Source organism: Mesorhizobium sp. M0496 (genome assembly GCF_040321205.1).
Lineage (GTDB): Bacteria > Pseudomonadota > Alphaproteobacteria > Rhizobiales > Rhizobiaceae > Mesorhizobium.
The window spans coordinates 77,836-91,125 of sequence record NZ_JAMYRC010000013.1 but is presented as its reverse complement, the minus strand read 5'-3'; the positions used below and the strand labels follow the sequence as shown (position 1 = coordinate 91,125).

General features: G+C 62.4%; 17 protein-coding genes. 6 read left to right on the top strand and 11 right to left on the bottom strand.

Translation table 11 applies throughout. From position 1 onward, the window contains the following. Nucleotides 1-17: 17 nt before the first annotated feature. The 8 genes from NKI73_RS14315 to hisB all read right to left on the bottom strand — a co-directional run bounded on the left by NKI73_RS14315 (nt 18) and on the right by hisB (nt 4,895). Nucleotides 18-341, bottom strand: a complete 324-nt coding sequence (locus tag NKI73_RS14315) for a phosphoribosyl-ATP diphosphatase (RefSeq protein ID WP_352630632.1) — start codon at nt 339-341, stop codon at nt 18-20. A 72-nt stretch (nt 342-413) separates the two neighbouring features. After that, nucleotides 414-1,208, bottom strand: a complete 795-nt coding sequence (hisF, locus tag NKI73_RS14310; protein ID WP_352630713.1) for an imidazole glycerol phosphate synthase subunit HisF — start codon at nt 1,206-1,208, stop codon at nt 414-416. After that, nucleotides 1,205-2,041: an arginase family protein gene (locus tag NKI73_RS14305; protein WP_352630630.1), complete on the bottom strand. Its 837-nt coding sequence runs from the start codon at nt 2,039-2,041 to the stop codon at nt 1,205-1,207. Before NKI73_RS14305 ends, hisF begins: the two co-directional genes overlap by 4 nt. Then, on the bottom strand, nt 2,038-2,781 hold the full coding sequence (gene hisA / locus NKI73_RS14300; RefSeq protein WP_352630628.1) for a 1-(5-phosphoribosyl)-5-[(5-phosphoribosylamino)methylideneamino]imidazole-4-carboxamide isomerase: 744 nt from the start codon (nt 2,779-2,781) through the stop codon (nt 2,038-2,040). The genes NKI73_RS14305 and hisA overlap by 4 nt, the downstream gene beginning before the upstream one ends. A gap of 4 nt (nt 2,782-2,785) precedes the next feature. Continuing rightward, nucleotides 2,786-3,076 carry a DUF1330 domain-containing protein gene (locus NKI73_RS14295; protein WP_352630626.1) on the bottom strand — a complete coding sequence of 97 codons (291 nt, stop codon included), beginning with the start codon at nt 3,074-3,076 and terminating at the stop codon, nt 2,786-2,788. Between the two features lie 86 nt (nt 3,077-3,162). Further along, a complete protein-coding gene (gene hisH / locus NKI73_RS14290; RefSeq protein ID WP_352630624.1) occupies nt 3,163-3,813 on the bottom strand; it encodes an imidazole glycerol phosphate synthase subunit HisH in 651 nt (216 codons plus the stop codon). A gap of 1 nt (nt 3,814) precedes the next feature. Further along, nucleotides 3,815-4,291: a DUF2628 domain-containing protein gene (locus NKI73_RS14285; RefSeq protein WP_352630622.1), complete on the bottom strand. Its 477-nt coding sequence runs from the start codon at nt 4,289-4,291 to the stop codon at nt 3,815-3,817. Between the two features lie 4 nt (nt 4,292-4,295). Then, entirely contained in the window at nt 4,296-4,895 is a 600-nt protein-coding gene (hisB, locus tag NKI73_RS14280; protein WP_352630620.1) for an imidazoleglycerol-phosphate dehydratase HisB, read from the bottom strand. A gap of 214 nt (nt 4,896-5,109) precedes the next feature. Here hisB and hslV point away from each other — a divergent pair, with 214 nt between their 5' ends. From hslV to NKI73_RS14250, 6 genes are all read left to right on the top strand, one after another. Continuing rightward, entirely contained in the window at nt 5,110-5,661 is a 552-nt protein-coding gene (gene hslV / locus NKI73_RS14275; RefSeq protein WP_352630618.1) for an ATP-dependent protease subunit HslV, read from the top strand. Nucleotides 5,662-5,714: 53 nt separating this feature from the next. After that, nucleotides 5,715-6,227, top strand: coding sequence for a GNAT family N-acetyltransferase (locus NKI73_RS14270; RefSeq protein ID WP_352630616.1), 513 nt, complete (start codon nt 5,715-5,717; stop codon nt 6,225-6,227). Continuing rightward, nucleotides 6,224-7,378, top strand: coding sequence for a hypothetical protein (locus tag NKI73_RS14265; RefSeq protein ID WP_352630614.1), 1,155 nt, complete (start codon nt 6,224-6,226; stop codon nt 7,376-7,378). Before NKI73_RS14270 ends, NKI73_RS14265 begins: the two co-directional genes overlap by 4 nt. A gap of 49 nt (nt 7,379-7,427) precedes the next feature. Beyond that, nucleotides 7,428-8,027: a DUF2585 domain-containing protein gene (locus NKI73_RS14260; RefSeq protein ID WP_352630612.1), complete on the top strand. Its 600-nt coding sequence runs from the start codon at nt 7,428-7,430 to the stop codon at nt 8,025-8,027. A gap of 4 nt (nt 8,028-8,031) precedes the next feature. Next, nucleotides 8,032-9,345 (top strand): ATP-dependent protease ATPase subunit HslU, encoded by a 1,314-nt coding sequence (gene hslU, locus NKI73_RS14255; protein ID WP_352630610.1) that lies wholly within the window; start codon nt 8,032-8,034, stop codon nt 9,343-9,345. A gap of 275 nt (nt 9,346-9,620) precedes the next feature. Then, nucleotides 9,621-10,580: a DUF1402 family protein gene (locus NKI73_RS14250; protein ID WP_352630608.1), complete on the top strand. Its 960-nt coding sequence runs from the start codon at nt 9,621-9,623 to the stop codon at nt 10,578-10,580. Between the two features lie 27 nt (nt 10,581-10,607). On the opposite strand, the gene NKI73_RS14245 is transcribed toward NKI73_RS14250, so the two are convergent. Genes NKI73_RS14245 through NKI73_RS14235 form a run of 3 tightly spaced genes read right to left on the bottom strand, consistent with a single transcriptional unit; the run spans nt 10,608 to nt 13,284 of the window. After that, entirely contained in the window at nt 10,608-11,846 is a 1,239-nt protein-coding gene (locus tag NKI73_RS14245) for an NAD(P)/FAD-dependent oxidoreductase (RefSeq protein WP_352630606.1), read from the bottom strand. Then, nucleotides 11,843-12,157: a Rieske (2Fe-2S) protein gene (locus NKI73_RS14240; RefSeq protein WP_352630604.1), complete on the bottom strand. Its 315-nt coding sequence runs from the start codon at nt 12,155-12,157 to the stop codon at nt 11,843-11,845. Before NKI73_RS14240 ends, NKI73_RS14245 begins: the two co-directional genes overlap by 4 nt. Before the next feature lie 35 nt (nt 12,158-12,192). Continuing rightward, nucleotides 12,193-13,284 carry a fatty acid desaturase family protein gene (locus NKI73_RS14235; RefSeq protein ID WP_352630602.1) on the bottom strand — a complete coding sequence of 364 codons (1,092 nt, stop codon included), beginning with the start codon at nt 13,282-13,284 and terminating at the stop codon, nt 12,193-12,195. Nucleotides 13,285-13,290: the final 6 nt, after the last annotated feature.

Genomic DNA, 13,290 nt, shown 5'->3' with positions numbered 1-13,290 from the left:
ACCTGCCCTCCTCGCGGTCAGCCCTTGGGCCGTGACGCCTTCTCGGCGATGCCCGAACGCCTGGTGCGGCCTTCGAGTTCCCTAAGCACCTCGCTCAGCGGAACCCCGGAGAGGCCGAGAACGACGAGCCAATGATATACAAGATCGGCACTTTCCGAAACGAGGGCCTGCTTATCGCCCTTGACGGCGGCAATGACAGTCTCGACCGCTTCTTCACCGAGCTTCTGCGCCGCCTTGTCGATGCCGCGCGCAAACAGGTTTGCGGTCCAGGAGTCCGGATCACCGGAATGGGCGCGTTCCCCGATGATCTTTTCCAGGTCGGATAGCGAAAACTCTGTCATGACCGTCATCTATCTGCTTGTTTAAGCATGATCTTTTTCCGAAAACCGGTTCCCATTTTTCGGGATCATGCTTTAGGACCGATTACCGAGGGAGTCCAGCCGCATCGGCAGCCCCGCGGCGGCCATATGCGCCTTGGCCTGCGCTATCGTGTAGGTGCCGAAATGGAAGATGGAGGCCGCCAGCACCGCGCCGGCATGGCCATCGCGAATGCCTTCGACCATGTGATCCAGCGTGCCGACCCCGCCGGAAGCGATCACCGGCGCGCGCACCGCGTGGGCAATGGCGCGGGTCAGTGCGATGTCGTAGCCGGCCTTGGTGCCGTCTCGGTCCATCGACGTCAGCAGGATCTCGCCGGCGCCGCGATCGACCATCAGCCGAGCGAATTCGACCGCGTCGATGCCGGTCTTCTCGCGCCCGCCATGGGTGAATATCTCCCAGCGATCGGCCTCGCCGGTGCCAGACACCTTCTTGGCGTCGATGGCGACGACGATGCACTGGTTGCCGAACTTGTCGGCCGCCTCGGCGACGAAATCCGGGTTCTTCACCGCCGCCGTGTTGATCGACACCTTGTCGGCGCCAGCCAGCAGCAGCTTCCTGATGTCGGCGACCTGGCGCACGCCGCCGCCGACGGTCAGCGGCATGAAGCATTGTTCGGCGGTGCGGGCGACGATGTCGAAGATGGTCTCGCGATTGTCCGACGAAGCGGTGATGTCGAGAAAGCAGAGTTCGTCGGCGCCAGCCGCGTCATAGGCCTTGGCCGCCTCGACTGGATCGCCGGCGTCGATGAGATCGACGAAGTTGACGCCCTTGACGACGCGACCGTTCTTGACGTCGAGGCAGGGGATGACACGGGCTTTGAGCATCAGCGGCCCTCTATCGTGGCGATGAGATCGTTGAGCAACTGACCGACCAGCGGCGGGACGTCGCCCTGCGCGTCGAAAGCCGGATCGTAGGCGGAGACGGTGATGCCGACGACCGGCACCGCAAGTGCCATGGCGCAAGTGGCGTCGCGCAACTGTTCCGGGCTCGGCCCGCCGGAACTGACATAGCGGTTGGCCTGCAACTCCCGGGGATCGTGTACGTCCATGTCGAGATGCATGTGCACGCGTTTGGCACCGGCGACCTTCAGTCTTTCGGTCGCCTGGGCCACTCCGGGGCATTCCGTCCGGATTATCGGCAATGTTTCGAGGAGTTGCTTTTCCGCCGGATCGAGGTCGCGCGCGTTGACGAGCACACAGCGTGAGGGATCGATCGGCTTGAAGCCGGGGATGGCCGCCGCCATCGGCCGCCAGCACAGGCCAAGCACCGTCGCCAGCGCCATGCCGTCGAGAAAGCCGTATGTGGATGTCTCGGGCGTGTTGAGGTCGCCGTGCTGGTCGGCCCAGATGATCGCATCGGCGTCCTCGCCGGCGACCGCGCCGGCGCTGGTCAGGCAGTTTCCGGCAAGGACGATGGGAAACCGACCGGCGTCACGGGCAAGGCGAACCTCGGTCGCAACCGCGTTGCAGACAGCAAAGCCGGTGGCGATTTCGCGCTCCTGGGCATCTCCAACCTTGCCGATATCCTCGACCATCACATCGTGGCCGGCCATCGTCAGGGCGTCGACAAGCCCGCCTGATATCAGCGCATCCGGACCCTGGCCCATGCCGCCATGGTAATGGCCGCTATCATAGGAGGCCAGGATGATGGAGATGTTCACGTCCGCGTCTCCGCCTTGCCCTGCAGGATCGCCAGAGCCTCGGCCGGATCGATGCGGCCGTCATAGAGCGCGCGGCCGGAGATGGCGCCTTCGAGCTTCTGCGCATCGGGCATGGTCATGCGCACGATGTCGGCGATCGATGCGAGGCCGCCGGACGCGATGACCGGGATCGACACGGCGTCGGCGAGGTCGATGGTGGCATCCCAGTTGATGCCGGTCAGGACGCCGTCACGGTCGATGTCGGTATAGATGATGGCGGCGACGCCGGCGCCCTCGAATTTCTTCGCCAGTTCGATAACGCCGAGGCTCGACGCCTCGGCCCAGCCCTCGACGGCGACCTTGCCGCCCTTGGCATCGATGCCGACGGCCACCTTGCCCGGAAACGTCTTGCAAGCTTGCTTGACCAGGTCGGGATCGCGCACCGCCACCGTGCCGAGGATGACGCGGGCCAGCCCGCGATCGAGCCAGTCCTCGATCTGCGCCAGCGTGCGGATGCCACCGCCGAGCTGCACCGGGTTTTTCGTCGCCTTGAGGATGGCGCCGACCGCCGCACTGTTGACGCTCTGGCCCTGGAAGGCGCCATTGAGGTCGACGACATGCAGCCACTCGAAGCCCTGCTGCTCGAAGGCTTTGGCCTGGGCTGCCGGGTCGTCATTGTAGATGGTCGCGGTGGCCATGTCGCCGTGCTTGAGGCGCACGCATTGGCCGTCCTTGAGGTCGATGGCTGGGAAAAGGATCATCCGTTCAGGCGCCTTCAACGATGACGAAATGGCCTGATGAGGCGGCAAGCCGGAACTTCGAGGCGTGTTGATATTCCGGCGAATGATAGCATTCGACCGCCTTGTCGTAGGAGTCGAACTCAACCAGCACATGACGGTTGCCGGTCGGTCCTTCGGGATTCTCGTAACGACCGGCCCGCACTGGAAATTTAGCGCCGTATTTCGCGAAGGCGACGGCATTCGCCTCGATGTACTGCTTATACACATCGGGATCGCGGACATCGATCATCGCCATCCAATAGCCCTTCTTGCTCATGCGTTATCCCTTCGCTTGAGCATGATCTCTGGACAAACGGGAACCGTTTGTCCGAGAAAACCGGGGGCCATTTTTCGGGATCATGCTCAGGGCCTCCAGCGCAGGAAATTGGTGATCAGGGCAAGGCCCAGCGCCTGGCTCTTTTCGGGGTGGAACTGCGTGCCGACGAGATTGTCACGGGCAACGGCGGCCGTCACCGGGCCGCCATAGTCGGCGACCGCCAGGACCTCGTCCGCCTTGCGCGCATCGAGATGGTAGGAATGGACGAAATAGGCGTGCAGCCCGTCCGGCCCGGTCGGAATGCCGGCAAACAGCGGATGCCGGCGTTTGAGTTCGATCGTGTTCCAGCCGATCTGCGGGATTTTCAGCGCCGGATCGGCGGGCGTGATCTCCTTGACGTCGCCTGATATCCAGCCAAAGCCGTTGGTAATTGTCTTTTCGAGGCCACGCTGCGACATCAGCTGCATGCCGACGCAGATGCCGAGGAAGGGCCGGCCTTTACCGATCGCGACTTCTTCCACCGCTTCCCACATACCTTCGACGGCATGCAAGCCGGCCGCGCAGTCGGCGTAGGCGCCGACGCCGGGCAGGACGATGCGATCAGCGGTACGCACCCGTTCGGCATCGGCGGTCAGGTCGATGTCCGCTGATATGCCGGCTTCCCGCGCGGCGCGCTCGAAAGCCTTGGTGGCCGAGCGCAGATTGCCCGAACCGTAGTCGATGATGGCAACCCGCATGTCAGCGTCTTCCCGGAATGTGGGTCAGCCCCAACGCCATGCCCGGCTGCGCGGGCCGCGCGCGAGCAGCGTCCGGGACCATGCGTTGCACCGGGGCAGCCTCATCGGCAAGCGCATCCGTCTCGAGCGCATAGCGCGTATCGGCATCATCGAGCCATCCGGCCTCGACCACGCCCCATTCGTGCCAGCCGCGCCGGCGAAGTGCCGATATGCGCAGCGCCTGTCCTTCCAGTCCGACATAGAGCGAAACCAGCAGCGACAGCAGCGAGTCGGCCAGCCCAAGACCGAGCTTTTGGCCGAGCATCGAAAGCAGGCCCATGATGACGAAGGCAAGGGCTGCTTCGATCCACAGCCGGTGCCAGGCGAGCCATAGCGGCGGCACCAGAAAACCGAGCCAGGCGAAGCCATCGCGGACAAAGGCCGTTGTATCGGCTTTCTCACTGCCGCCGGGCGGTTCCATGACGACATAGGCGGCCATGACGCTATCCCTTCAAAGATCCCTTGGTGGAAGGAACCGCGTCCGGCTGACGCGGATCGCGTTCGAGTGCCGTGCGCAGCGCACGCGCCACCGCCTTGAAGCAGGTCTCGGCGATGTGGTGGTTGTTGGCGCCGTAATGATTGGTGACATGCAGCGTGATGCCGGCATTCTGCGCCAGCGCCTGGAAGAACTCGCGCACCAGTTCGGTGTCGAAGGTGCCGATCTTCGGCGACGAGAAGGAAACGTTCCAGACCAGGAAAGGACGGCCGGACACGTCGATCGCCGCACGCGTCAGCGTTTCGTCCATGGCAAGGTCGATCGAGGCATAGCGCATGATGCCGCGCCGTTCGCCGAGTGCCTTGGCCAGCGCCTGGCCGAGCGCGATGCCGGTATCCTCGACCGTGTGGTGGTCGTCGATGTGCAGGTCGCCCTTGGCCCTGACCGTCATGTCGATCAGCGAGTGGCGGGAAAGCTGGTCCAGCATATGGTCGAAGAAGCCGACGCCCGTCGAAATGTCTGATTTGCCCGAACCGTCGACATGGACCGATACCGCGATATCGGTTTCCTTGGTCTTGCGGCTGGCTTCGGCGGAACGGGGCAGCATGACCTTGTCCTTGTCCCAGGGTTTTCACGCGTTCCAAGCCTTCACCGGCTTGAAAACGAGAGCCTTCTAGCAGCATGATCCGGCGATTGCCAGTTGCCATCCCGGTCGGGTATCGAGCCGTTTGCAATCACCGGGCCCATGCATACATATGGCCGATCAAGTCACTCGTACCGCGCCAATCGCCTTTTGGGATAGCGCTGCTCGGAGCCAGGAAATGTCGAATGAACTGACCATGCACGCCACGACCATCGTGACGGTGCGCAAGGGCAACAAGGTGGTGATCGCCGGCGATGGCCAGGTCAGCCTTGGCCAGACCATCATGAAGGGCAACGCCAAAAAGGTGCGTCGCATCGGCAAGGGCGGCAATGTGATCGCCGGTTTCGCCGGCGCCACGGCCGATGCCTTCACCCTTCTGGAGCGGCTCGAAGCCAAGCTCGAACAATATCCCGACCAGCTGACGCGCGCCTGCGTCGAACTCGCCAAGGACTGGCGCACTGACCGCTATCTGCGCCGGCTGGAAGCGATGATGCTGGTTGCCGACAAGTCGGTCTCGCTGGCGCTGACCGGCACCGGCGACGTGCTCGAGCCCGAACATGGCGTCATGGCCATCGGTTCGGGCGGCAATTACGCGCTGGCCGCGGCGCGCGCGCTGATGGACAGCGACAAGGACGCCGAGGAGATCGCTCGCAAGGCGATGCAGATCGCATCCGACATCTGCGTCTACACCAACAATAATTTCGTCATCGAAACGCTCGATGCCGGCTGACCCGGCCGCCAATCATGATCCCGAAAAGTGGAAACCGGTTTTCGGGAAAGATCATGGTTGAACAAGAAGACAGGTATGATTTTCGGCCGGTAACCGAGAAAGACCTGCCGATGATTGCCGGCTGGCTCGCCGAGCCGCATGTCGCGGAGTGGTGGGACGATCCCGAAACGGAAATCGCCGAGATTCGCGAGCACATCGATAGCATTTCCGTCGAGCCGCTGATCGTCGAACTCGACGGCAAGCCGATTGCCTATCTGCAAAGCTACGATCCGCACATGGAAGACGACCATCCCTATGCCGACCAGCCGTTCGGCACGCTCGGCATCGACCTGTCGATCGGCCGGCCGGAGCTGCTCGGGCTCGGCCATGGCTCGGCAATCGTGCGCCAGTTCGTCGAACAGCTGTTCGAGGAAGGCGTGCCGCGCGTCATCATAGACCCGGATCCATCCAATGAACGGGCCATCCGAGCCTATGAGAAAGCCGGCTTTGTTGCCTTTGACACCAGAACATCGGAATACGGGCCAGCATTGATGATGGCGCGCGACGCGCCACAGGAGCCCGATTGATCCGCGCGGAAACACTCGACAAGGCAATCGCCGCGGGTCTGATTTCGCAGGCGCTGCGGGATCAACTTGAGGCCATGGAACGCTCGGTCGCGGCTGAGGCGCAGCGCGTCGATGATGAGGGTGACGAGGAAAACCTGCGGCTGGTCGGCGGCGGCAATGATCTCTTCATCACCGTGGGGACTGTTCTGCTCAACGCCGGTATCTTCTTCGTCCTCATCACCATGCTTCCTGGTCAGACGTTCTGGATTGCCGGCATTCTTGCGGTTTTCGCCTGGGCGCTCGCCGAAATTGTCACGCGTCAGCACCGGATGAAATTGTCTTCTTCCGTGCTTGCCCTGATCTTCATGGTCGCCATCCTGGTCGCGCTGGCACTGCGGGTTGAGGCCAGCTTTGACATCCGCATGCCGGAGACCATCTGGCAGCTATTGGCGTTGCGCCAGACGGCTTCCCGGGCCGGATATCTGTTTCTCGGCGGGGGAATAGCGGCGGCGGTAATCTATTTCTGGCGCTTTCGCGTCCCCGTCCTTGCCGGGGTCATCGCCATCGCCTTTACACTGCTTGCTTTCCTGCAAACGGCAATAATCCTGTACGACGGCGTGACGACAGGCGCGGTTGCGCCGCCAAGCCTCGAGGATGTTCCCGAATTGCTCCGCGCGGCACTCTACATGCCGCTGATCTGCGGCCTGATCGTATTCTCGACGGCCGTGGCTTTCGACATCCACGACCGGGATCGGCGCAAGATCTGGTCCGATTGTGCGTTCTGGCTGCATGTCGTATCGGCGCCCATGCTGGTGCATCCGCTCTTTATCATGGCAACTGGCCAGAACGTCGCATTTGGACATATCGCGCCCGACGCCAATGCGACCATCATGCTGACGATCCTGATCCTTGGCTTCGTTTATGTTGCGCTTGCCATAGACCGCCGTTCGCTGTTGGTTCCCACATTGGCCTATTTCGGCTCGCTGGGCATCTACTATCTGGTCAACTCCGCCTCCCATTCGACTGGCATTCCGCCTTTTGCCTTGATCTTGGTCGTTGTCGGCGCGTTGATCATCCTTTTCGGGGCGGGCTGGCAGCGTATCCGGCGAATTGTCGTCAAGCCCACTTTGCCGGCGGCCGTAATCCGCTGGCTGCCGCCGCTGAAGGCGTAGCGGGCTGTGATGACCGAAGAGCACGACGGGCATGAGGGGGAATGAGGGCATGAAAGCATCCGGCGAGGACAAAAACCTCTCGGCCTACGAAAACAGCTGGCGGATGGGGCTGCTCATCGTGCTTGGCCTGATCATCATCCAGGCCGTCACGCTTTATTTGATGGGACGGACACCGATCTGCACCTGCGGCTACGTCAAGCTCTGGCATGGCGTCGTGCAGAGTTCGGAGAATTCCCAGCATATTTCGGACTGGTACACGCCCTCGCATCTCATCCACGGCTTCCTGTTCTATGCCCTGGCGCGGTTTTTGTTCCCGCGCTCACCGATCGGCCTGAGGCTTGCATTCGCCGTTTTCATCGAAGGCGGCTGGGAACTGGTCGAGAACAGCCCGTTCATCATCGACCGCTACCGCGCCGGTACCATCTCGCTCGATTATTACGGCGACAGCATCATCAATTCGGTGTCCGACACACTGGCCATGGTGCTGGGATTTGTGATGGCGCGAAGGCTACCTATATGGGTGATCGTCAGCCTTGCCATCATCTTCGAACTGGGTACCGGCTATCTCATCCGGGACAATCTGACACTCAACGTGATCATGCTGCTGCATCCGTTCGAGGCCATCAAGCAGTGGCAAAGTGGAATTTAGTCATATGAGCACATTCTCTCCCCGCGAAATCGTTTCGGAACTCGACCGCTTCATCATCGGCCAGAAGGACGCCAAGCGCGCCGTGGCCATTGCCTTGCGCAACCGCTGGCGCCGCCAGCAGCTGGAAGGCCAGATGCGCGAAGAGGTGATGCCGAAGAACATCCTGATGATCGGGCCGACGGGCGTCGGCAAGACCGAGATCTCGCGCCGCCTGGCGCGGCTGGCCGGTGCGCCTTTCGTCAAGGTCGAGGCGACCAAGTTCACCGAAGTCGGCTATGTCGGCCGTGACGTCGAACAGATCATCCGCGACCTGGTCGAGATCGCCATCGGCCTGGTGCGCGAGAAGATGCGCGAGGACGTCAAGGCGCGCGCCCACATCAACGCCGAGGAACGGGTGCTGGAATCGCTTGTCGGCAAGACAGCGAGCCCGGCGACGCGCGATAGCTTCCGCAAGAAGCTGCGCGATGGCGAGCTAGACGACAAGGAGATCGAGATCGAAGTCGCCGACACCGGCACTGGCGGTATGCCAGGCTTCGAGATCCCCGGCATGCCGGGCGCCAATATCGGCGTGCTCAACATCAACGACATGCTGTCGAAGGCGATGGGCGGCAAGAAGACCAAGGCGCGCAAGACGACGGTCAAGGAATCCTACGCGCTGCTGGTCAACGATGAGTCCGACAAGCTGCTCGACCAGGATGAGGTGGTGCGCCGGGCGCTCGACGCGACGGAGAATGACGGCATCGTCTTCCTCGACGAGATCGACAAGATCGCGTCACGTGAAGGTGGCATGGGTGCCGGCGTTTCTCGCGAAGGCGTGCAGCGCGACCTGCTGCCGCTGATCGAGGGCACCACCGTGGCGACCAAATACGGACCGTTGAAGACCGACCACATCCTGTTCATCGCCTCGGGTGCGTTCCACGTCTCCAAGCCGTCCGACCTGTTGCCGGAATTGCAGGGCCGCCTGCCGATCCGCGTCGAGTTGCGCGCGCTGGAGAAGGACGATTTCGTCCGCATCCTGACCGAGACCGAGGCGAGCCTGATCAAGCAGTATATCGCGCTGATGAAGACAGAAGGCGTCGACCTGACCTTCACCGACGACGCCATCGATTCGCTGGCCGGCATCGCCGTCGACCTCAACGCCAGCGTCGAGAACATCGGCGCAAGGCGGTTGCAGACGGTGATGGAGCGGGTGCTGGACGACATCTCCTACGACGCGCCCGACCGCAATGGCACGGCGGTCACCATCGACGCCGCTTATGTCGAAAAGCATGTCGGCGACCTGTCGCGAAACACAGATTTGTCGCGATTCATCCTTTAAACGACGGCGCCGGGTCATTCCGGCGCCGGCTTAAGCAACAGATTCCGGCAAATAGAATCATGTGTGGCCAGATGGTACCATCAGGCCACCTTTCGTATTGCCGGGTGAAGGGGTGCTCTCGACTCAATCAAGAGCTTTACCTAGTTTGCGCGGCAATTCTCTAGGGCAGTTCACCGTTTCCCGGAGACGGTGAACCACTCTATCTCTTTGTTTTGACGCAATTCCGGACGGAAAACCGTTTCACACTTTTCCTGGAATTGCTTAGGCGGCGGCGCATGAAAAAACTGATCCTGATCATTCTCGGCTTGACGCTGGCGGCGACGCTGTTCGCCGCGGAGGCGGCGACATTGGTGCCGGCGGGAAACCGCAATGCGGAACAGCCCGACATTCCCGGCGCCTCCAGCCGGCGCACGCAGGCGACCAACACCACCTTCCAGGCGAAGTACCGCAAGGTTTACGCCTTGCTGCAAAACGACGCCGATCTGCGCGGCAAGATCAAGAAGGTAGCAGCCACCTACGGCATCGATCCTCTGCACATCGTCGGCGCCATCGTCGGCGAGCACACCTATAATGTCGACGCCTATGACCGGCTGCAGACCTACTACGTCAAGGCGATTTCCTATCTCTCCAGCAAGCTATCCTTCGCTTACGACGGCGAGGACATCACCGATTTCGTGCAGCGGCCGGAATTCAAGAAATGCGCCGGGGTGTCGGACAGCTACGATCTGTGGGAATGCCGCGAGCAGGTGTGGAACCATTCGTTTCGCGGCAAATCCGTCGGCGGGACAAGCTTTCCAGACGACCGCTTCGGCGCAACCTTCTTCCAGCCCTATTATGCCGGCCAGACCTTCGGCCTCGGCCAGCTCAATCCGCTGACCGCCTTGCAGATGAGCGATCTCGTGCACAAGGTTTCGGGCCTGCCGAAGCTCGACGTCGCCGATCCCAATTCGGTCTACAAGACCATCATGGATCCCGACCTGACGCTGCCTTACGTCGCCGCGACGATCAAAAAATCGATCGACGCCTACAAGAGCATTGCCGGCTTCGATATTTCGGGCAATCCGGGGCTGACCGCCACGCTCTACAATGTCGGCAATCCGGAGCAGCGCGCCTATGCGCTGAAGGCGGAGAACGACAGGCGCCGCGCCGCCAGCGAGCCGGAGAAGCTGCCGGAGGAGAATTATTACGGCTGGCTGGTCAACGACAAATTGGCGGAGCTGAAGGCGCTGTTTTAGGGCCTCGGCCCTCCATTCTTCGCAAGCTCAAGCCGCCAGCAACGACTTCAGCTTGACGGCTTGCGATCCCAGCGCTTCCGGCGTCGGCTTCGCTCGTTTGCCGATCAGCATTTCGGCCAGCCTGATGTCGCGGGCGACCGCGTTGCCGGGGCCGATGCCGCTGGCCGCCACCAGCCTGCCATCCTCGGCCAGATGGAAGAGGATGAAGGCGCCATCGCCGACGTCGCGGCGCACAGTGCTGCGGCCCTCGTCCGAGAGGCCCGCGATCTGCAGGGACAGACCATATTGATCCGACCAGAACCACGGCACCGCTGCGTGCACCTCGCCGGCGCCCAGCATGTTCCTCGCCGCCAGCGCGCCCTGCTCCTGGGCGTTGCGCCAGGCTTCCAGCCGCACGCGGCGGCCGCCATAGACAGCGAGCGGAAACGAGCAGCAATCGCCGGCGGCAAAGATATCGGGATCATTGCTGCGCAACTCGGCATCGACAGCGACGCCATTGTCGATCGTCAGGCCGGCTTCGGCGGCGAGCCCAGTCACTGGCACGGCGCCTATGCCGATGACGGCGAGATCGGCTGATATCTGCTGTCCGCCGGCAAGCGCAATGCGCACCTCGTTGCCATCGTCGGCGATGGACGCGATGCCGTCGCCGCACAGGATCTTCACGCCCTCGGCGACATGCGCATCATGAATGATTTGGGCGATCTCGGCCGGCACGCCGCGCATCAGGATGCGCGGCTGCGCCTCGATGACGGTGACCGACGCTCCGAGCTTGCGTGCCGCGGCGGCGAGTTCGAGGCCGATGAAGCCGCCGCCGATGATGGCGATACGATTGCCTGCCTTGAGATGCGCGCGAATAGCGAGCGCATCGGCGAAGGTGCGGAGATAAACGCAGCGCGAACCCAGTCCCGGCATCGGCAGCTTGCGCGGCATCGAGCCGGTTGCCAGCAGGAGCTTGTCGTAAGGCAGGGCCGAACCGTCCGACAGGCGCACCGCATGCGCCGCGCGATCGATCGCCACGGCCTGAACGGAATGGATATGCCGGATCGATTTCTCGGCCAGAATTGCGTCGCTGGCGATCGCCTTGATCTCGGGCGCTTCGCTGGCCATCGCGTCCTTCGACAGCGGCGGGCGTTCGTAGGGCAGATGCGGCTCATCACCGACCAGCGTCACCGGCCCGTCATAGCCCAACTCGCGCAGCGCCAACGCTGCGCGCCCACCGCATTCGCCGGCACCGATGATGACCATTCCCCGCGCCATATCAGTCATCCGATCTGGATCAGGACTTTGCCGGCGTTGACCTTGACCGGATAGGTTTTCAGGTTGACGCAGACCGGCGCGCCGCGGGCATCACCCGTCTTGTAGTTGAAACGGCCATTGTGCTTGGGGCACTCGATGATGTCATCCATCACCAGGCCGTCGGCCAGATGCACCTTTTCATGCGTGCAAAGGCCGTCGGTTGCGAAGAACTCGTCGTCGGGACTGCGATAGATGGCAAAGGTGCGGCCGCCATGATCGAAGCGCATCACATCCTCCTCGTCTATGTCGCCGGTGGTGCAGGCCTCGACCCAGTCGCTCATTCAAGTCCTCCCCTGGAAATCGGATAGAAGCACGATCATTCAGCCGCGGCGGCGACAGTGTCGTTGTGGAATTCTTCGCGATATGGCCGTGCGGTCGGCGGCAGCTCGCGCTTGAGGAAATAGTCCTCGTTGCGCAGCTGGCGCAGGAAGACCGGGATCATCTCGCGGTAGCCGGCCAGGATCGACGGTGTCGGCGCCGGCAGATCGTGCTTGATCAGTTCGTGCAGCTTCGGCAGCGCATGATAGGGCACCATCGGGAACATGTGATGCTCGACATGGTAGTTCATGTTCCAGTAGATGAAGCGGCTGATCGGGTTCATGTAGACGGTGCGGCTGTTCAGCCGATGGTCGGTGACATTGTCGGCCAGGCCGCCATGTTGAAGCAGGCCGACCATGACGTGATGCCAGGCGCCATAGAGCCTGGGCAGGCCAATCAGCATCAGCGGCAGGAACGAACCGGTGTAGAACGCCAGCGCGATGGTGGCGGCATAGATCGCCGTCCAGATGCGGGCGATGCGGATCGCCCTTGGCTGTTCCTGCTCGGGAATGAAGGTCTTTTCCGCCGCGCTGATGTTGCCGGCGGCGTTGCGCAGCATATCGCTCATCGCATGCCAGGCGTCGAGCACGCCGACGAAGCCCAGCATGGCGCGAACCAGATCAGGCGGCCGCATCACCGAGATTTCCGGGTCACGGCCGACGATGATGGTGTCGGTGTGGTGACGCGTGTGGCTCCAGCGCCAGGTCACCGGATTGCGCATAATCATGAAGCAGGCGGTCTGATAGACCACATCATTCATCCACTGCGTCCGGAAGGCGGTGCCATGACCGCATTCATGCCAGCGTGAATCGGTGGATGAGCCGTAGAGAACGCCATAGACGAAGAAGAACGGCACGCACCACCAGCTGCCCCAGAACCAGACGCCGCCGGCGCCACTGACGATCAGGGCGGCTAGCCAGATGATGGTATCGCGGATCGCCGGCCCGTCGGAGCGCTGCATCAGCTCTTTCATCTGCTTCCGCGGAATCTCGGTGTGATACCACTCGGCCGCCGACAGGCCGGTCTCGACGGCGAGCTCGGCGTCGCGGCCGATCAGGCTGTAGTCACGCCGGGACGGCGCAGTGGACATGATTGC